Source organism: Geodermatophilus sp. DSM 45219 (genome assembly GCF_900104025.1).
Classification (GTDB): domain Bacteria; phylum Actinomycetota; class Actinomycetes; order Mycobacteriales; family Geodermatophilaceae; genus Geodermatophilus.
In genome coordinates, this window is record NZ_FNIQ01000001.1 from 706,076 (window position 1) to 724,065 (window position 17,990).

At 75.6% G+C, this 17,990-nt stretch carries 17 protein-coding genes; 6 read left to right on the top strand and 11 right to left on the bottom strand.

Annotated elements, in window-relative coordinates; translation table 11 throughout:
• Nucleotides 1–24: 24 nt before the first annotated feature.
• Nucleotides 25–477: an SRPBCC family protein gene (locus BLR12_RS03445; protein ID WP_218120522.1), complete on the bottom strand. Its 453-nt coding sequence runs from the start codon at nucleotides 475–477 to the stop codon at nucleotides 25–27.
• 79 nt (nucleotides 478–556) lie between these two features.
• Entirely contained in the window at nucleotides 557–2,365 is a 1,809-nt protein-coding gene (locus tag BLR12_RS03450) for an ABC-F family ATP-binding cassette domain-containing protein (protein WP_091373427.1), read from the bottom strand.
• 182 nt (nucleotides 2,366–2,547) lie between these two features.
• Between BLR12_RS03450 and BLR12_RS03455 the strand changes: the two genes are divergently transcribed.
• On the top strand, nucleotides 2,548–4,071 hold the full coding sequence (locus BLR12_RS03455; RefSeq protein WP_091374316.1) for a Mur ligase family protein: 1,524 nt from the start codon (nucleotides 2,548–2,550) through the stop codon (nucleotides 4,069–4,071).
• Nucleotides 4,072–4,131: 60 nt separating this feature from the next.
• Here the strand turns inward: BLR12_RS03455 and BLR12_RS03460 are convergent, their stop codons facing one another.
• Together BLR12_RS03460 and BLR12_RS03465 are read right to left on the bottom strand one after the other, a co-directional pair.
• A complete protein-coding gene (locus BLR12_RS03460; protein WP_255363263.1) occupies nucleotides 4,132–4,896 on the bottom strand; it encodes a class I SAM-dependent methyltransferase in 765 nt (254 codons plus the stop codon).
• Nucleotides 4,893–5,921: a methylenetetrahydrofolate reductase C-terminal domain-containing protein gene (locus BLR12_RS03465; RefSeq protein WP_255363264.1), complete on the bottom strand. Its 1,029-nt coding sequence runs from the start codon at nucleotides 5,919–5,921 to the stop codon at nucleotides 4,893–4,895. Before BLR12_RS03465 ends, BLR12_RS03460 begins: the two co-directional genes overlap by 4 nt.
• Before the next feature lie 186 nt (nucleotides 5,922–6,107).
• Here BLR12_RS03465 and BLR12_RS03470 point away from each other — a divergent pair, with 186 nt between their 5' ends.
• From BLR12_RS03470 to BLR12_RS03485, 4 genes are all read left to right on the top strand, one after another.
• Nucleotides 6,108–7,112 (top strand): pirin family protein, encoded by a 1,005-nt coding sequence (locus BLR12_RS03470; RefSeq protein WP_091373429.1) that lies wholly within the window; start codon nucleotides 6,108–6,110, stop codon nucleotides 7,110–7,112.
• Between the two features lie 77 nt (nucleotides 7,113–7,189).
• Nucleotides 7,190–8,101, top strand: a complete 912-nt coding sequence (locus tag BLR12_RS03475; protein ID WP_091373431.1) for a DUF5996 family protein — start codon at nucleotides 7,190–7,192, stop codon at nucleotides 8,099–8,101.
• A 22-nt stretch (nucleotides 8,102–8,123) separates the two neighbouring features.
• Nucleotides 8,124–9,092 carry a pirin family protein gene (locus tag BLR12_RS03480; protein ID WP_091373434.1) on the top strand — a complete coding sequence of 323 codons (969 nt, stop codon included), beginning with the start codon at nucleotides 8,124–8,126 and terminating at the stop codon, nucleotides 9,090–9,092.
• Entirely contained in the window at nucleotides 9,092–9,520 is a 429-nt protein-coding gene (locus tag BLR12_RS03485; protein ID WP_091373436.1) for a PPOX class F420-dependent oxidoreductase, read from the top strand. Before BLR12_RS03480 ends, BLR12_RS03485 begins: the two co-directional genes overlap by 1 nt.
• A 10-nt stretch (nucleotides 9,521–9,530) precedes the next feature.
• Here BLR12_RS03485 and BLR12_RS03490 read toward each other — a convergent pair whose 3' ends face one another.
• The 3 genes from BLR12_RS03490 to BLR12_RS03500 all read right to left on the bottom strand — a co-directional run bounded on the left by BLR12_RS03490 (nucleotide 9,531) and on the right by BLR12_RS03500 (nucleotide 13,055).
• Nucleotides 9,531–9,986 carry a nuclear transport factor 2 family protein gene (locus BLR12_RS03490; protein ID WP_176832319.1) on the bottom strand — a complete coding sequence of 152 codons (456 nt, stop codon included), beginning with the start codon at nucleotides 9,984–9,986 and terminating at the stop codon, nucleotides 9,531–9,533.
• A gap of 196 nt (nucleotides 9,987–10,182) precedes the next feature.
• Complete coding sequence (locus tag BLR12_RS03495) at nucleotides 10,183–10,944, bottom strand: VOC family protein (protein ID WP_091373440.1); 762 nt, start codon at nucleotides 10,942–10,944, stop codon at nucleotides 10,183–10,185.
• 74 nt (nucleotides 10,945–11,018) lie between these two features.
• On the bottom strand, nucleotides 11,019–13,055 hold the full coding sequence (locus BLR12_RS03500; protein ID WP_091373443.1) for a TPM domain-containing protein: 2,037 nt from the start codon (nucleotides 13,053–13,055) through the stop codon (nucleotides 11,019–11,021).
• 102 nt (nucleotides 13,056–13,157) lie between these two features.
• Between BLR12_RS03500 and BLR12_RS03505 the strand changes: the two genes are divergently transcribed.
• Nucleotides 13,158–13,514 (top strand): Rieske (2Fe-2S) protein, encoded by a 357-nt coding sequence (locus BLR12_RS03505; RefSeq protein WP_091373445.1) that lies wholly within the window; start codon nucleotides 13,158–13,160, stop codon nucleotides 13,512–13,514.
• A 135-nt stretch (nucleotides 13,515–13,649) separates the two neighbouring features.
• On the opposite strand, the gene BLR12_RS03510 is transcribed toward BLR12_RS03505, so the two are convergent.
• From BLR12_RS03510 to BLR12_RS03525, 4 genes are all read right to left on the bottom strand, one after another.
• Complete coding sequence (locus tag BLR12_RS03510) at nucleotides 13,650–14,786, bottom strand: ABC transporter ATP-binding protein (protein ID WP_091373448.1); 1,137 nt, start codon at nucleotides 14,784–14,786, stop codon at nucleotides 13,650–13,652.
• Nucleotides 14,783–15,841 carry an ABC transporter ATP-binding protein gene (locus tag BLR12_RS03515; RefSeq protein ID WP_091374322.1) on the bottom strand — a complete coding sequence of 353 codons (1,059 nt, stop codon included), beginning with the start codon at nucleotides 15,839–15,841 and terminating at the stop codon, nucleotides 14,783–14,785. Before BLR12_RS03515 ends, BLR12_RS03510 begins: the two co-directional genes overlap by 4 nt.
• Before the next feature lie 104 nt (nucleotides 15,842–15,945).
• Nucleotides 15,946–16,887 (bottom strand): ABC transporter permease, encoded by a 942-nt coding sequence (locus BLR12_RS03520; protein WP_091373451.1) that lies wholly within the window; start codon nucleotides 16,885–16,887, stop codon nucleotides 15,946–15,948.
• 67 nt (nucleotides 16,888–16,954) lie between these two features.
• Nucleotides 16,955–17,959: an ABC transporter permease gene (locus BLR12_RS03525; protein WP_091373453.1), complete on the bottom strand. Its 1,005-nt coding sequence runs from the start codon at nucleotides 17,957–17,959 to the stop codon at nucleotides 16,955–16,957.
• Nucleotides 17,960–17,990 lie beyond the last annotated feature (31 nt).

Sequence of the window (17,990 nt, forward strand, 5' to 3'; positions counted from 1 at the left end):
GCAGGACACGGGCGTCGCGTGGCGTCAGCCCTGCTCGGCCGCCGTTGCGATGTCCTCGAGGTCCTGCGCCAGCGCCCGGCCGATCGCGCGCCGGCCGACGGCCCCGGTGAGCGCCGCGAGGACCCGCCCCACCGTGGTGGTCGGCCGGCCGCCGAAGGTCGCGGTCACGTCCGTGCCGCCGTCGGGAGCCGGGGTGAACGCCAACGTGGACACGTACGTGACCCCGGGGCCCGACGCCTCGGTCGCGTAGCACCGCTGCGGCTCGACCGCGGTCACGGTCATCTCCTCGGTCGCCGACCGGCCGAACATCCTCCGCGTCTCACGCCAGCGCGTCCCGACGCCGAAGGGCCCGGGGGTGAGCACCTCGACCGCCTCGATCCCGCGGACGACCCGTGGCGAGCCCTCCAGGTCGGTGGCCAGCGCCCACACCCGCTCGACCGGTGCCGCCACGTGCCGGCGCACCTCCACGTCCTGCATGCTGCCTCGCTCCGTCGACTCCCCCGCGCCGCCGCCCGGCGGCACGAGGACCATGCCACCGGGGGACGACGATCCGGGCTCAGCCCTCGGCGACCTCGGCTGCCACCAGCCACTCCTCCTCGACCTGGTCCTTCTCCGCCCGTACCGCCCTCAGTTGCGCATCCAGCTCGGCGGCCTTCGCGTAGTCGGTCGCCGCGGCGGCCAGTCGCTCATGCAGCTGCTTCTCGTCGGCGTCCAGCTTGAGCATCCGACGCTCCAGCCGGCTCGCCTCCTTCCTGGCCGCGCGGGAGTCGGCGGCGGAGACGGCCGGACGGGATGCGGTGGGAGCCCCGGCACCGGTACCGGCGGTCGCGGTCAGCGGCGCACCACCGGCCGCGCGCCGCTGCAGGTACTCGTCGACTCCACCGGGCAGCTCCGCGAGCGTGCCGTCGCCGAGGAGAGCCACCACCTTGTCGCACACCCGGTCGACGAAGTACCGGTCGTGGCTGACCACCAGCACCGTCCCCGGGAAGCCGTCGAGCAGGTCCTCCAGCGCGGTGAGAGTGTCGATGTCGAGGTCGTTCGTGGGCTCGTCGAGCAGCAGCACGTTCGGCTCGGCCATCAGCAGCCGCAGCAGCTGGAGCCGGCGCCGCTCACCGCCGGAGAGGTCACCGACCGGTGTCCACTGCCGGTTGGCCGCGAACCCGAACCGCTCGGCGAGGGACGACGCGGAGATCTCCTGGTTGCCGATCCGCGCGATGCGGGCGACGTCCTGCACCGCCTCCAGCACCCGCGCCTTCGGTGGCAGCTCGGTGACGTGCTGGGACAGGTAGGCCGGCGCCACCGTCTGACCCACGGTCACCGTTCCCGAGTCGGGCTCGGTCTCGCCGACCAGCAGCTTCAGCAGCGAGGTCTTGCCCGCCCCGTTGACGCCGACGATCCCGATCCGGTCGCCCGGGCCGACGTTCCAGGTCAGGTCCTCGAACAACGTGCGCGGCCCGTCCTCGGTCCGCACGGCGTAGTCCACGTCCTCGACGTCGTAGACGGTCTTGCCGAGGCGCCGGGCGGCGAACCCCTTCAGCGCCATCGAGTCCCGCGCGGGTGGCTCGTCGGCGATCAGCGCCTGGGCGGCCTCGATCCGGAACTTCGGCTTGCTGGTGCGGGCCGGCGGGCCGCGGCGCAGCCAGGCCAGCTCCTTGCGCACCAGGTTGAGCCGGCGTTCCTCGGTGACCGCTGCGATCCGCGCCCGCTCCGCCCGCGCCAGCGTGTACGCCGAGTACCCGCCCTCGTAGGCGTGCACCTTGCCGTCAGCGACCTCCCACGTGGTGGTGGAGACCTCGTCGAGGAACCACCGGTCGTGGGTGACGACGACGAGGCCGCCGGCGCGGGCCTTCACGTACTCCGCGAGCCAGGCGACGCCCTCGACGTCCAAGTGGTTGGTCGGCTCGTCCAGGAGCAGCAGGTCCAGTGGCCGGATCAACTGGGCGGCCAGCGCGACCCGCCGCCGCTCGCCGCCGGACATCGGCGCGACCGGGGCGTCGAGGCCGAGCCGGTCCAGCTCCAGGCCGGTGAGGACGCTGCGCACCGCGGGGTCGCCGGCCCACTCGTGCTCGGCGGCGAACGCAGACGGCGGCAGGACGACGTCGCGCACCGTCGTCCCGGGCGGGAGCGTGCCGGACTGGTCCAGCACGCCCAGGGCGAGGTCGCCGCGGCGGGTGACGCGGCCGGAGTCGGGCTCGTCGGCGCCGGTCATCAGCGACAGCAGGGTGCTCTTCCCGCCACCGTTGCGGCCGACGACACCGATCCGCTCGCCTGCGGCGACGCCGAGGGAGACGTCGTCGAGGATGACTGTGGTGCCGTGCGCCTTGTGCACCCGTTCGAGGTTCACCAGGTTCAGGGGTGCGCTCATCGCACTCCAGTATCCGCGCGGCCGGTCCAGGCCGGTGCGCCGACCACCGCCCCCACGAATGGCGGCGGACCTGGTTCCGGTGCGTGTCCCGCGCGGTCTCGGCGTGTCAGCGGCGCGCCGCCCGGCGGCCGGCACCCGGTCTCGACCGGCGTGCTCGCTGGAGTGCCTCTACCGTCGTGGCGGTGCGTCTCCCTCTCGTCGCCTGGCCGGAGGTCGAGCGCCGCGCCCGCACGGTTCCCGGGGGTCCCGTCACGCGCGCCGGCGGTGCCGACGACCTGACCGTGCGGAGCCTGGTCACCGACTCGCGGCTGGTCACCCCCGGCTCGCTGTTCGCCTGCGTCCGCGGCGCGACCAGCGACGGCCACCGGCACGCCCCCGCCGCCGCGGCCCGCGGGGCCGCCGCCCTGCTCGTCGACCGGCCGGTGGACAGCGACCTGCCCCAGCTCTGCGTGCCGTCGGTGCGCGCCCAGCTGGGCCCGCTCGGCGCGCTGCTCGCCGGGGACCCGGCACGCGCACTGCAGCTGGTGGGGGTGACCGGCAGCAACGGCAAGACGACGACCAGCACGCTGGTGCGCGGCGTGCTCGAGGCGGCCGGGGACCGCACCGGCGTCGTCGGCACCCTGGGCGCGGAGGTCGGCGACCGCGCCCGGGGGACGGCGCTGACCACGCCGGAGGCGCCCGAGCTGCAGGAACTGCTGCGCTGGATGCTCGACGCCGGGGCGCGCCGGGCGGTCGTGGAGGCCTCCTCCATCGCGCTGGACATGGGCCGCATGGACGCCCTGGCCTTCGAGGTCGCGGTGTTCACCGGCTTCGAGGAGGACCACCTCGACCACCACGGCACCCTCGAGCAGTACTGGGCCAGCAAGGCCCGGCTGTTCGAGCCCGGCCGCAGCGCCGCCGGGGTGGTCGTCACCGACGAGCCGTGGGGACGGCGGCTCGCCGACCAGGCGCGCGTGCCGGTGACCCGGGTCGGCTCCGGGGAGGACGCCGACGTGCGGGTGCTCGGCTGGCGGACCGGGGCCGGCGGCACCGAGGTGCTGCTCGCCGACGACACCGGCGGGCACCGGGTGCACAGCCCGCTGGTCGGCCGGGTGCACGTGACCAACCTGGCCGCGGCGTGGGCCACCGGCCGGGTGCTGGGCGTCGCGCCGGACCGGATCGCCGCTGGGCTGGCCGCGGTGGCGCCACCGCGGGGGCGCAACACCGTGCTCGGCGGATCGGGCCGGCCGGTCGTCGTCGTGGACTACGCGCACACCCCCCGGGCGTTGGCCGCCGCGATCACGACCGCCCGCGAGCTCACCGGCACCGGCGGACGGGTCCACCTGGTGCTCGGCGCCCGCGGCCGGCGCGACCGGTACAAGCGGCAGGGGCTGGGCGAGGCCGCCCGCACCGCCGACTGCGTGTGGCTGACCAACGAGGGCAGCCACGGCGAGGACCCGGCCGCGATCCGGGCCGAGCTGCGCATCGGGTTGCTCGGGTCCGAGGCCGGGGTGCGCACCGTGCCCGACCGCCGGGAGGCGATCACGGCCGCGGTGCGGGCCGCCGGGCCGGCCGACGTGGTCCTCGTCGTGGGCCGCGGCCACGAGACGCGGCTGCTGGACACCACCGACCCGCGCGACGCCGTCCACCTCGACGACGCCGAGGTCGCCGCCGCCGCGCTCGCGGCCGCCTCCCCCGCCGCGGACCTGCGCGAACGCGCCTCCTGACCGGCGCGCCCGCCCGTCAGCCGGCGACGGCACTGGCCGGCCTCCGCGCTCCCGCAGCCGTCAGCCGGCGACCGCGACGCCGAGCCAGGGCCGCAGCGCGCCATCGGCCAGCAGCCGGCCCACCCGGCGGGACTGCTCCTGCGCCTCCGCCCAGCGCGGGTCGTCCCCGTGCCGGCGCTCGACCTCGGCGTCGACCGCGTCGGCGCGCGCAGACCACTCCGGCGGGCTGTCCCCGAGGTCGGCGACCGAGGTCTCCAGCAGCCCGAGGCCCGCCGCGGTCAGCAGCTCCCGCACCTCGTCCTCGCCCGGGAAGTCGTTGCCCTCGGGCAGCGGCGGTGGCAGCGGGCGGTCGGCGACGAACACCAGCAGCCCGAGCCGGCCGCCGTCCCGGAGCACCCGCCGCAGCTCGGTCAGCACAGCGGCCTTGTCCGACGTCGTGCAGAGGACGCCGAGGCACCAGGCGGCGTCGAAGGAGCGGTCGGCGAACGGCAGCGCCTGCGCCACCGCTGCCACCGACGGCAGCCCGAACAGCCGGTGCGCGGCGCGCGCCGCCGCGTGCATCGGCTCGGCGCAGACCGGGCGCACGCCGCGCTCGGCGGCCAGCCACCCGGCCGGCCCGCCGACGCCGGCGCCGTCGTCGAGCACCCGGCTGCCGGCACCCAGCTCGAGCCGGTCGGCCAGCCAGCGCAGCGCGCCCTCGCTGCCGCTGCCGCGGCACCCGGCCGGGACGGCGGAGCCGGGACCCAGGGCCCGCACCGCCTCCTCGGTCCAGCCGGCGACGGTGCCGAACTCGGCCTCCATCGCCTCGCTCTCCAGCTCCCTCACGCCGTCCTCCCGATCCCCGCGGCGACCTCGGCCTTCACCCGAGCGCCGGCCAGCTCGCCGCCGTCGGAGGCCAGACCCGAGAGGTTGACGCCCACCACACCGGGGACGGCGAGCAGCGCCCGGGCCTCGGCCACGGCCGCCGCGATCCCGGCCGACCGCGGGTCCGGCGCGGCGAGCACCCGCTCGACCGTCGCGTCGTCCATCTGCAGGCCGGGGAAGCGTTGCAGCACGCGGGCCGAGCGCTCGTCGGTGTAGACGGCGACCGCGGCGACGAACGGCAGCGTCGCGCCGGCGTCCCGCGCGGCGGCGACGAACGCCGCCACCTGCGCCGGCGTGCGCACGTGGTTGAGCACGCACAGCTGCGCCCCCGCCCGCTGCTTGTCCGCCACCCGCGCCGGGCGCAGGGACACCGGCGGCGCCACCGGCGACTCCGGGACGGCGACCGGCAGCCCGGCCGCCGCGGCGAGCGCCGCCAGCCGGGGGCCGTCGAGGTCGAACACCTGGGTCACGCCGGGCCGGACGCCCGGGCCGCGGGCGTCGCCGGTCACGCAGAGCACGCCGTCGACCCCGACCGCGGCCAGCCCGGCCAGCTCCTGCTCCAGGACCACGCGGTTGCGGTCGCGGCAGGCCAGCGTCGTCCACGGCCGGCCCCCGGCGTCCAGGACTTCGGCGGCGACCACCGTGGGCGGGAGATCGGGCCGGTTCGCGTGCTCGCCGGCCAGCAGCCCGTCGGAGACCGGCGCGAGCACCTCGACCACCCGGCGCAGCCCGGCTCGGTCGAAGGGCGGGACGGTGAGGTCGGTGAGGACGACCGGCCGGGCGCGGGCGGCGGCGGCGGCGGCGAGCAGGCTGTCCGGCCGGGGCGGGACCGGCGGCGAGGGAGGCCCTTGCCACGCCGGAGCGGGCTCGTCGACGAAGACGCAGCGGTGCTCGGCCACCTCGCAGCGCTCGTCGACCCGGACCCCGCCGCAGGGCCCGAAGACCATCCGCTTGGGGCAGCCCGGGCGGCCGCGGACGTCGTCCACCCGGGGGAGCGTGACCCGTGCGGCTCGTCGCCAAACCGGCGAGATCGGCGGTCTCGTGGCCATCGGTGCGTGATCGCCACGAGACCGCCGATCCCGTGCCGCCGTGCCGCCGTGCCGCGAGGGAAGACGCGCGAGGTGGCCGGGGTTACAGTGCCACTAGTTGAGCCCTCAACCGAGGAGGCCGGCATGCCTGCCGTGACCGTCGAGGACACCACCGCCCTGCCCCGCGTCCCGCTGCCCGCCCCGCGCACCGTCCGCCGGCGCACCCGCTCGGTGACGACCGCCCCGTCCGGCTTCGAGGGCGAGGGTTTCCCCGTGCGGCGCGCGTTCGCCGGCGTCGACCTGCGCGACCTGGACCCGTTCGTCCACATGGACCAGATGGGCGAGGTCGAGTACGCGCCGGGCGAGCCGCGGGGCACCTCCTGGCACCCGCACCGCGGCTTCGAGACCGTCACCTACATCATCGACGGCACCTTCGAGCACGCCGACTCCCACGGCGGCGGGGGGACGATCAGCAACGGCGACACCCAGTGGATGACCGCGGGTGGCGGCGTGCTGCACATCGAGCGGCCGCCGGAGCACCTGGTCGTCAGCGGCGGGCTGTTCCACGGCCTGCAGCTGTGGGTCAACCTGCCGCGGGCGCAGAAGTGGGTGCAGCCGCGCTACCAGGACCTGCGGGCCCGGGAGTCGGTGCTGCTCGCCAGCCCGGACGCCGGCGCCCTGGTGCGGGTCATCGCCGGGGACGTCGCCGGGCAGCGCGGACCGGGCTCGACCTACACCCCGATGGCGATGGTGCACGCGACCGTCTCGCCCGGCGCCACCCTCGACCTGCCGTGGCAGCCGGACTTCAACGCGCTGGTCTACGTGCTGTCGGGCACGGGCTCGGTGGGCATCGACCGGGCGCCGATCCGCACCGGGCAGCTCGCCGTCCTCGGGCCCGGCGACACCGTTACGGTCAGCGGCGCGGTGCACCAGGAGTCGCGGACGCCCGCGCTGGACGTCGTCGTCCTCGGCGGCCGGCCGATCCGCGAGCCGATCGCGATGTACGGGCCGTTCGTCATGAACACCCGGCAGGAGGTCGTCCAGGCGTTCGACGACTTCCGGGCCGGCCGGCTCGGCGCAGTCCCCGCCCAGCGCGTGCCGCACGCCGCCGTCCCGCACGCCGCCGTCCGCGGCGAGTCCGTTCGGTGACGGCGTCCCCGGCGGCGGCTACCGCGCCGCCGCCGGGGTCGGCATGCTGGCCCCGGTACCCGAGGAAGGAGCCGCCCGTGTCCGTCTTCCCGCCGATCCCGCTGGCCGACTGGGCCGACACCAAGGAGACCCTGCACCGGTTCCTGCAGATCGTCGGCAAGCTGCGGCTGGCCAACGCCCCGCGGCGCAACCACTGGTGGCACATCCCGTTCCACCTGACCGGCCGGGGGCTCACCACCCGCCCGATGGGGTTCGACCCCGTCTTCGCCGTGGACCTCGATCTGGTCGACCACCGGCTGGAGGTCTCCGTGGCCGACGGACGGCGGGCGTCGTTCCCGCTGCCGGGGCTGAGCGTGGCCGCCTTCTACCGGCAGCTGCTCGGCACCCTCGCCGGGCTCGGCCTGCCGGCCACCGTGGAGCGGCCCGTCCCGTTCGACCTGGCCGACGGCACCCCGTTCGCCGAGGACGAGCACCACGCGGCCTACGACCGGCAGATGGCGACCCGCTACTGGGTGGTGCTGGGGCAGGTCGCGCAGGTGCTCGAGGAGTTCGCCGGCCGCAGCTACGCCAAGACCAGCCCGGTGCACCACTTCTGGCACACCTTCGACATCGCGGTCACCCGCTTCTCCGACCGGCGGGTGGACCAGCCCGAGCACGCGGACCCGGTGACCCGGGAGGCCTACTCCCACGAGGTCATCAGCTCCGGCTTCTGGTTCGGCGACGCCCAGGTCCCCGAGCCCGCGTTCTACTCCTACACCGCTCCCGAGCCGGCGGGGCTGGCCGGTGAGCCGCTGCGGCCGGCGACGGCGCGGTGGATCGAGAGCCGCGGCGCCCACCTCGCGCTGCTGCCCTACGCCGACGTGCGCACCGCCGCGGACCCGCGGGCCGTCGTCCTGGACTTCCTGGACAGCGCCTACCTGGCCGGTGCCCGCCGCGCCGGCTGGGACCTCGACGCCCTGCGCTGCCCGACCGCCCCGGAGTACCGGTGACGACCGCTCGGAGGACCCGACCATGAGCAACCTGGACCGCCGCCCACCGGCCCGCGAACTGGGCGGGCTGGAGGGCACCGCCGCCGGTCCCGTGCTCGACCTGCTGCCGGGCAAGGAGGTGCTGCTCGGCGAGAGCACCCGCGTGCGCCGGCTGCTGCCCACCCTGGGCCGGCGGCTGGTCGGCGCGTGGGCGTTCGTCGACCACTACGGCCCCGACGACATCGCCTCCTCCCCGGGCATGCAGGTGCCGCCGCACCCGCACACCGGCCTGCAGACGGTGTCCTGGCTGCTCGAGGGCGAGGTGCACCACCGCGACTCGCTCGGCAGCGACACCCGCATCCACCCCGGCGAGCTGGCGCTGATGACGGCCGGGCACGGCATCGCGCACTCCGAGCAGTCCCCGGCCGTGCACCCGCGGTTCCTGCACGGCGCGCAGCTGTGGGTGGCGCTGCCCGAGGCCGCGCGCGACACCGCCCCGGCCTTCGCCCACCACACCGGCCTGGCCGGCTTCACCTCCGACGGGCTCACCGCGACCGTGCTGATGGGCTCGCTCGGCGGGGCCACCTCGCCGGGCACCGCGCACACCCCGCTGGTGGGCGTGGACCTCGACCTGGCCGCCGGCGCGGACGTCGAGCTGCCCCTGGAGCCGGGCTTCGAGTACGCGCTGCTGACCTCCTCCGGCTCCGCCGAGGTCGAGGACGTGCCGCTGGAGATCGGCGCGATGCTGTACCTCGGCACCGGACGGCGCAGGGTGCGGGTGCGCGCCGCCGAGGCCAGCCGGCTGCTGCTGCTCGGCGGCGAGCCCTTCGAGGAGCGGATCGTCATGTGGTGGAACTTCGTCGGCCGGACGGGCGAGGAGATCACCGGGTACGCCGAGCAGTGGACCGCCGAGGACCAGCGCTTCGGCACCGTCGTCGGCTACGACGGCGACCGGCTGGCCGCCCCGCCGCTGCCCCCGGTGCCGCTCAAGGCCCGTGGCAGGGTGCGCTGATGGACGTCGACCCCCGCCTGCTCGGCTTCGTCGCCGGGAACCACCGGGGCGTGCTCGCCACCGTGAAGCGCGACGGCCGGCCGCAGTTGTCCAACCTCTTCTACGCCTGGGACGACGAGCAGCAGCTGGCCCGCATCTCGGTGACCGCCGACCGGGCCAAGACCCGCAACCTGCAGGCCGACCCCCGGGCGACGCTGCACGTGACGTCGCCGGACTTCTGGACCTGGGTCGCCGTGGAGGGCACCGCCGAGCTGACCCCGGTCGCCGCCGACCCGCACGACGCCACCGTCGAGGAGCTGGTCGGCTACTACCGCGCGCTCAGCGGCGAGCACGAGGACTGGGACGCCTACCGCGCGGCCATGGTCGCCGACCGCCGGCTGGTCGTCCGCCTGCGGCCCGAGCACGCCTACGGCCAGGTGCGCGGCTGAGCCCGCTCGATCAGCGCGCCGTGGTGTCCTCGCCGCGGCCGGCCGCGATGTGCTTGGCCGTGTCGAGGTAGTGCCGGAGACGGACGACGCGACCGGACCCGTCGAAGGTCCACAGGTGGAGTTCCTCGTCCGCCCAGCGCCCGCCGTTCGGCAGGGTGAACTCCGCCCGCACCTCGGCGACGACCTGGCGCCCGTCCCCGATGACGTCGAGCACGGTGAACTCGTGCAGCGTCCAGCTGCCGATGACGGCGAAGAAGTCCGCCACCTCGGCCGGGCCGGTGCGCCGGGCCATGGTGGGGATGCCCGCGCGCTGGGCCCAGTTGTCCCGCCAGTCCTCCCAGGCGACGTCGTCGGCCAGCCTCGCCAGGACGGCAGGGACGTCGCCCCGGCCGAACGCGTCGTACAGCTCGGTGACGGTGGCGGCGTTGCCGGTCCTCGTGCGGGCGCGTCCGGTGCTCGCGGTCATGGCTGTCCCTCCTCGGCCCCGCGTGGTGGGGACCAGGGTGGGCTCCCACCGGCGGAGGCGCAGGAGCCCTTGGGCCCGTACCGGCGTCTCACGGCCGGGACGGCGACCGGGCCGGGGCCGGCGCGCCCCCGCCGCACCGGCCCGGCCCCTCCTCGGCATCCCGGGCCTGCGACGGGATCCCGGCGGGAGTCCTCCCTCAGCTGCCCGAGGGCACCTGCATGACCGAGAACGGAGCACCCCACGGGTCCTCGACCACGGCGAAGCGGCCGTACTCGGTGTCCATCGGGGCCATGGTCACCTTGCCGCCGCCGGACTCCACCGTGGCCACCGAGTCGTCGGTCGAGTCCACCGCGAAGCACGCCGTCCACCCCTTGGGCGAGCCGGGCTGGTGGCCACCGAGGCCGCCGAGCATCCGGTCGCCCGTGGCGAACGTCGTGTAGCCCTCCGCGCCGGGGACCTCGGCCCAGCTGAAGCCGAAGACCGCGGTGTAGAACTCGCGGGCGGCCGCGGGGTCGTCGACGGCGGCCTCGCTCCACACCAGCGACCCGTGCTCGTTGAAGACCCGGTAGCCGGTGTGCTCCCCGGACTGCCACAGGCCGAAGGCGTTGCCCTGCGGGTCGGCGGCGATGACCATCGTGCCCATCGGCCCGACCTCCATCGGCTCCACGACCACGGTGCCGCCGGCGCCGCGGATGCGGTCACAGGTGGCCGCGGCGTCGTCGGTGGCGAAGTACGTCGTCCAGCCCGGGGAGTCGCCCGGGTTCGTCAGCGGGCCGAGGCCCGCGGCCTGCTCGCCGTTGCGCGTGGCGTTGAGGTACCCGCCGTACTCCGGCTCACCGCCGGTGAACTCCCAGCCGAACAGGCGGCCGTAGAACTCCTTGGCGGCGTCGATCTCCGAGGCACCGTAGTCGATCCAGCACGGGGTGCCGGCCGGCCACGGGGTGTTCCGAGTGGGCATCGCTCCTCCTCGTCGGGTGGGGAGGGCCACCGTGGCACCGGGGACCGACAGTTCCCAGGGGTGCGGCGACGAGATCAGAAACGACCCCCGCCGGAGCGCCCCCGGCTCCGCGACCCGCCGAAGCTACCCGGACGTCGGCCACCGCCGCGCGATCCACCGCCCCCGCCGAAGCCGCCACCACTGCCGTAGCCCCCGGCACCGCCGCCGCCGAAGAGGATGCCGCCGAGCACGAGACTGCCCAGGTCCACGCCGCCCCGCCCCCCGCCGTGGCCGCCACCGAACCCACCGGGGCCGTACCCGCCGCCGTACCCGCCGGAGCCGCCACCGCCGTACCCACTGCCCCAGCCGGCGACGTCGGACTGCGCCCGCTGCAGCGCCTGCTGGGCCAGGGCGTCGGCCAGCTGGGCCTCGCGCAGCGCCCCGACCGGGTCGGTGCGGCCCTGCGCGACGGCGACGTCGAAGTGCCGCTGCGCCTCGGCCAGCCGGGTGCGCGCCTCGGGGCCGACGGCGCCGCGGCGGGTGCTGATGAAGTCGCCGGCGGCCGCGATGCCCGACCGGGCGGTGAGCAGCGCCTGGTCCAGCGACGCCGCCGCACGCCGGGCGCGCTGCTCGGCGTCCCGGGCCACGCCGAGGGCCTGTTCCAGCGCGATGTCGGCCTCCTCCAGCTGGCGGAGCGCGGCCAGCGGGTCGGGCAGGCCGCCGTCCCCCGGGCGCACGGCGGCGTCGGCCGCGGTCAGCGCCGCCTCGGCGCGGGCGACCTGGGACCGCAACCCCGCACCGGTGCCGCCGGCGATCAGCGCCCGGGCCTCGGCCAGGTCCTCCTCGGTCTCGGCCCGCACCTGCGCCACCCGGGCCTCGGCGGCCTGCAGGTCCTCGCCCAGCCGGGTGACGGCGTCGAGCAGCGTGCCGGTCTGGGCGAGCGCGTCCTCGGCGACCCGGATGTCGCCGACGGCCCCGCCCGTGCGGCCGGCCGCGAGGTCGGCACGCGCTTCGCTGATCGCCTGCTCGGCCGCGTCCAGCCGCGCCCGGGCCTGGGCCGGGTTGTCGGCGACCGGCGCGAGCGCGGCCGGGGCGTACCGGCGCTGCAGCGCGGCGAGGCGCTCCTCGTCGGCCGGGAGCCGGCCGCGCAGCGCGGTGGCGCGGGAGGCGAGCGCGTCGAGCGCCTGCGGGGCGGTGCGTTCCAGGTCGCGCAGCCGGTCGAAGCCCTCGGCCTGCTCGTCGAGCCGCGCGTCGGCCGCGGCCGTGGCCTGCAGCATCTCGGTGAGCATCCGCCGCTTGGTCGGCTCGTCCTCCGGGTGCTCGTCGTCCAGCTGCTGCCGCAGCGTGAACGCCCGGGAGAGGTCCTGCTCCGAGGCGGCGAGCGCCTCGGTGAACCCGGCGACCGCGTCGGCGCCGTACTGCAGCCGTGCGTAGTCCAGGTCCAGCCGGGAGGTCTTGACCGCCTCGTCCAGCTCCAGCAGTGCCGTGCTGGCCTGCGCCTCGAGCTGCTCGGTCGGGACGCCGGCGTGCGGGTCGGGCCGCTCCAGCCGCTGGGTGGGCGGCGGGCCCTGCCGGCGGCGGCGCGACCGGGTGATGAGGTAGGCGCCGCCCGCGACCGCCGCGATGCCTCCCACGACGGCGATCGTGCCCAGCCCGCTGCCCGAGCCGCCGCCCCCGCCACCGCGGGCCAGGCCCTCGGCGAACGCGACGGCCGCCCCGTCGAAGTCACCGGCGGTGAGCTCCGGCTCGACGTCGGAGACGATCAGCTCCTCGATCTCCTGCTCGGAGAGCGCGAGGTCCGCCGGCGGGTTGTACGCGTAGCGCCGGTCCTCGACGGCGACCGCGAACAGGACGTCGTTGCCACCGAACCCGGACAGCTCGGCGGTCCGGTCCGCCCACGTGCGCGGATCGAGGCCGTCGAAGGAGTCGACGTAGACGACGAAGAGCTGCACCTGCTCTTCGGCCTGCAGTTCGGCGACCGCGGCCTCGACGTCGGACTCGTCGCCGACCAGCACGCCGGCACGGTCGGTGACCTGCTCGGGCACGTCGAACGGCGGTTCCGCGAGCGCGGGACCCCCGCCGAAGAGGACGAGAGCGGCCAGCGGGACGAGGACGGCGGGCAGCCGGCGCACGGGGGGACCTCCGCAGATCGGGTGCGGCGACCCTACCCGCGCCGGCTGGTCTGACCCGTGGCCTGCGCGGGTAGGTGCCGGACCCCGAGACCTGGAGGACCCATGGACCAGCCCGACCGGATCCCCGCCGCCGACCTGCCGCCGGGGGCGGTCCGCCGGGTCGGGGACTGGGCCGTCGGCAACCACGACGGCCGGTACTTCGCCGTCTCCCGGCGCTGCCGCCACCAGCTGGCCGACCTGTCGGAGGGCACGGTGGACGCCGACGGCTGCCTGGTCTGCCCGTGGCACCAGGCGCGCTACGACGTGCGGACCGGCGAGATGACCGAGGGCCCCCGGGGGTTCCTCGGCTACCACGGGCCCACGCCGGGCTACACGCAGTTCGTCCGCGCCTACGCCCGCGTGCTGCGACTGCGGGTCCGCCGGGCGCTGCGCCGCGGGGACGACGTCGTCCTGGAGTGAGTGGGAGCGACCGGTCGGCGGCCGCGCCATCCTGTCGCGCCGAGTGGTGGCAGGACCCCCTGCCCCCCACCGCTCGCAGGCTCGCGGCGGGACCCTGCAGGGGGCCGCTACCGGTAGGACGACGGTGTCATCGCCTCAGCGCCGCTCGATCGGCTCGTCGACGCCCTGCAGCAGCGCGTCGGGCTCGAAGCCGCCGTCCGCGCCGGTGGCCCGCACCGACACGCCCTGGGTGGCGGCGACCTCCTCGGCCGACTTGGGCCGCAGGACGCCGTCCCGGATCTCCTCGGCCCAGTGGCAGCTCACCAGGTGGCCGGGCGCCAGCTCGCGCAGCACCGGGGCCTCGTCGTCGCAGCGGGTCTCCTGCCGCCACGGGCAGCGGGTGTGGAACCGGCAGCCGCTGGGCGGGTTCGCCGGTGAGGGCAGGTCGCCGGCGAGCAGGATCCGCGCGCGGCGTTCCTCGACCACCGGGTCCGGCACCGGGACGGCGCTCATCAGCGCCCGCGTGTAGGGGTGCAGCGGCTCGTCGTAGAGCGCGTCGGCCGGTGCCTGCTCGACCAGCGACCCGAGGTACATGACGCCGACGACGTCGCTGATGTGCCGCACCACCGCCAGGTCGTGGGCGATGACCAGGTAGGTGAGGCCCAGACGCTCCTGCAGCTCCTCGAGCAGGTTGACCACCTGCGCCTGCACGCTGACGTCCAGCGCGGAGACCGGCTCGTCGGCGATCAGCAGGTCCGGCTCCAGCGAGATGGCCCGGGCGATGCCGATGCGCTGCCGCTGCCCGCCGGAGAACTCGTGCGGGTACCGGCGCATCGCCGCGGCCGGCAGCCCGACGGCGTCCAGCAGCTCCCGCACCCGCGTCGCGATGCCGGCCTTCCCGCCACCCAGGCCGTGCGCCTGCAGCGGCTCGGACAGCAGCGACTCGACGTCCTGCCGCGGGTCCAGGCTGCCCAGCGGGTCCTGGAAGACCATCTGCATCCGCCGGCGCATGTGCCGGAGCGGCTCACCGCCCAGCGAGGCGACGTCGGTGCCGTCGAACACCACCCGCCCGGCGGTGGGCTCGACCAGCCGGAGGACGGCGCGGCCCAGGGTCGACTTGCCGCAGCCGGACTCCCCCACCAGCCCGTAGGTGGTGCCACGGTCGATGGCCAGGTCGACGCCGTCGACGGCGCGGACGTGGCCGACCGTGCGGTCGAAGAACAGCCCGCGCCTGATCGGGAAGTGCACCTGCAGGCCCTCGACCCGCAGCAGCGGCTCGCTCGCGGCGGTCACCGCCCGGCTCCGGACGCGGTGGCCCCGGCCGGGGTCTGCTGCGGGTAGCTGAGCGGGTGGCGGCAGCGCAGCTCGCGGCCGGGCCCGTCGTACTCCAGCGGCACGGTGCTCCCTGCGACCTCGGTGAGGCAGTCGTCCTGGGCGTTGTCGCACCGCGGGGCGAAGGCGCAGCCCTCGGCCCACGGGATGGCGTCGCGGGCCGACCCGCGGATGGGCGTCAGCGGGACCCCCCGCCCGGCGTCCAGACGCGGCACCGAGGCGAGCAGCCCGCCGGTGTAGGGCTGGCGGGGCCGGGCGAACAGCTCGTACCGGTCGGCGGTCTCGATGACCTTGCCCGCGTACATGACGTGCACGCGGTCGCAGAGCCCGGCGACGACACCGAGGTCGTGGGTGATCATCACCAGCGCCGTACCGGAGTCGACGACGAGCTCGCGCAGCAGCTCGAGGATCTGCGCCTGGATGGTCACGTCGAGGGCCGTCGTCGGCTCGTCGGCGATGAGCAGCCGGGGGGAACAAGCCAGCGCCATCGCGATGAGCGCCCGCTGCCGCATGCCGCCGGACAGCTGGTGCGGGTACTCCTTGAGCCGGCGGGCGGGGTCGGGGATGCCGACCCGGTCCAGCAGGTCGGTGGCCTCGGTGGCCGCCTCCCTCTTCCCCATCTCGCGGTGCTCGACGAGCACCTCGGTGACCTGCGTGCCGATCGGCACGGTCGGGTTGAGCGAGGACAGCGGGTCCTGGAAGACCATCGCCATCTCCGACCCGCGCAGCCGGCGCAGCGTCCGGTCCGACGCCCCGAGCAGCTCGGTGCCAGCCAGCCGCACCGAGCCGCCGACCTGCACCCCGCGCTTCGGCAGCAGGCCCATGACCGCCAGCGAGGTCACCGACTTCCCGCAGCCGGACTCCCCCACCAGGCCGATCGTCTCCCCGGCGGACACCGAGAAGCTGACCCCGTCGACGGCGCGCGTCGGCTGCTCGCCGCGCCGGGTGAAGGTCACCGACAGGTCCTCGACCTCGAGCACGGGGACGTCGCTGCGCAGGGCACCCTCGGGCGGCATCGCCTCGATCGACACCGGCTCCCTCACTGCTCGACTCCGGGCTCGTTCCGCTCCTCGGTCGCTGGCGCTCCCTGCGATGCTCGCTCGCCCGTCGTCATCGCGGCTCACCTCCGGAACTTCGGGTCGAGGGCTTCTCGCAGCGACTCCCCGAGCAGGGTGAAGCCCAGCGCGACCACGATGATGCACACCGCCGGCCACACCGCGAGGCCCGGTCGGATCGACAGGAAGTCCTGCGCGGTGGACAGCATCGCGCCCCACTCCGGACGCGCGATGTCCGGATCGCCCAGGCCCAGGAAGGACAGCGCGGCGGCCTCGATGATCGCCGTCGCCAGGGACAGCGTGCCCTGCACGATCACCGGCGACAGCGAGTTGGGCAGCACGTGGCCGAAGACGATCCGGCCCCGCTTGACGCCCAGCGCGCGGGCCGCGAGCACGTAGTCGCTCTCCCGCTGGGCCAGCATCGACCCCCGCAGCAGCCGGGCGAACACCGGCACCTGGGTGACGGCGATGGCGATCATCAGCGCGTACTGGTTCTGGCCCAGCAGCACCGAGATGCTGATCGCCATGAGCAGGCTGGGGATGGACAGGATGATGTCGACGAACCGCATCACCACCGTGTCCACCCGGCCGCCGAAGGCCCCGGCCAGCACGCCCAGCGCCATCCCGACCACCGCGCCGAGCACCGTGGAGACCACGCCGATGAGCAGGGACTGCCGCGAGCCGTAGACGAGCCGGGAGAGCAGGTCGCGGCCGAGCTGGTCGACGCCGAGCGGGAAGCCCTCCTGCGGACCGGGGATGGACCCGGGGCGGACCTCGCCCAGCAGCGTCTGCGCCAGCGGGTCGCGCGGGGCCAGCCACGGCGCGAACGCGGCGACGAACAGGAACACCAGCACGATGACCGCGCCCAGGATCGCCACCGGGTTGCGCCGGAGCCGGCGGAACGCGCTCTTCACCAGGGAGACGCCACCCTCGCCCTCGGGCACCTGCCCGGCGCGGGCGGCGAGCTCGTCGATCCGCTGCCGCCGCACGTCGCCCATGGCCGTCATCGGGCTCCTCCCATGGGTCCGACTCGCGAGCTCATCGGCTCTGCCCACTGGTCCGATTCCGCAGGCGTCATCGGACGCGCACCCTCGGGTCGAGGAGGCCGTACGAGATGTCGACCAGCAGGTTCACCAGCACGTAGACGACCGCCAGCATGAGGACGAAGCCCTGCAGGACGGCGAAGTCGCGGGCGAAGATCGCGTCGTAGATGGCCGACCCGACGCCGCCGAAGGCGAAGACCGTCTCGGTCAGCACCGCGCCGGACAGCAGCAGGCCGGTCTGCAGGCCGATCGTCGTGGACACCGGCAGCAGGGCGTTGCGGATGACGTGGCGGCGGCGGACGGTGTCGGCGGACAGGCCCTTGGCGTTCGCCGTCCGGACGTAGTCCTCGTTGACGACGTCGAGCACCGCGGCGCGGGTGATCCGCACGATGATCGCCAGCGGGATGGTGCCCAGCGCGATGCCCGGCAGGACCAGGTGCAGGAAGGCGTCCCAGGCGGCGTCCCACTCGCGGGTCAGCAGGCCGTCGAGGACGTAGAAGTTCGTGATGTGGGTGGCGTCGATGCGCACCTCCTGGCGGCCGGACCCCGGCAGCCAGCCCAGCTCCACGGCGAACAGCAGCCGGAGCAGGTAGGCGAGGAAGAACACCGGGATGGCCACGCCGAGGAGCGAGCCGATGACGGCGCTGGAGTCCAGCCAGCTGCCGTGCCTGCGGGCGGCGAGGTAGCCCAGCGGGATGCCGACGCCGATGGCGAAGACCATGGCGAACAGCGTCAGCTCGACGGTGCCGGGCATCCGCTCGAGGAACTCGGTGGTCACCGGGCGGCCGGTGCGGGCCGACGAGCCGAAGTCGAGCTGGACGGCGCGACCGAGGAAGCGCAGGTACTGCACCCAGATCGGCTGGTCCAGGCCGAAGAGCTCGTTGTAGCGGGCGATGGCCTCGGGCGTCGCGCGCTCGCCGAGGGCGGCCTGGGCGGGGCCGCCGGGCAGGGCGCGCAGCCAGGCGAAGAGCAGGACCGACAGGCCCAGCAGGATCGGGACGAGCTGCAGGAGCCGTCGGACGACGAAGCGGAGCACGGCGTGCTGGTCAGCCTTCCCTCGGTCCGGC

Excerpts from the sequence above, each read along its gene's own strand:
- BLR12_RS03445 (WP_218120522.1), bottom strand. The coding sequence starts at position 477 with ATGCAGGACGTGGAGGTGCGCCGGCACGTGGCGGCACCGGTCGAGCGG.
- BLR12_RS03450 (WP_091373427.1), bottom strand. The coding sequence starts at position 2,365 with ATGAGCGCACCCCTGAACCTGGTGAACCTCGAACGGGTGCACAAGGCG.
- BLR12_RS03470 (WP_091373429.1), top strand. The coding sequence starts at position 6,108 with ATGCCTGCCGTGACCGTCGAGGACACCACCGCCCTGCCCCGCGTCCCG.
- BLR12_RS03480 (WP_091373434.1), top strand. The coding sequence starts at position 8,124 with ATGAGCAACCTGGACCGCCGCCCACCGGCCCGCGAACTGGGCGGGCTG.
- BLR12_RS03485 (WP_091373436.1), top strand. The coding sequence starts at position 9,092 with ATGGACGTCGACCCCCGCCTGCTCGGCTTCGTCGCCGGGAACCACCGG.
- BLR12_RS03490 (WP_176832319.1), bottom strand. The coding sequence starts at position 9,986 with ATGACCGCGAGCACCGGACGCGCCCGCACGAGGACCGGCAACGCCGCC.
- BLR12_RS03495 (WP_091373440.1), bottom strand. The coding sequence starts at position 10,944 with ATGCCCACTCGGAACACCCCGTGGCCGGCCGGCACCCCGTGCTGGATC.
- BLR12_RS03505 (WP_091373445.1), top strand. The coding sequence starts at position 13,158 with ATGGACCAGCCCGACCGGATCCCCGCCGCCGACCTGCCGCCGGGGGCG.
- BLR12_RS03515 (WP_091374322.1), bottom strand. The coding sequence starts at position 15,841 with ATGCCGCCCGAGGGTGCCCTGCGCAGCGACGTCCCCGTGCTCGAGGTC.
- BLR12_RS03520 (WP_091373451.1), bottom strand. The coding sequence starts at position 16,887 with ATGACGGCCATGGGCGACGTGCGGCGGCAGCGGATCGACGAGCTCGCC.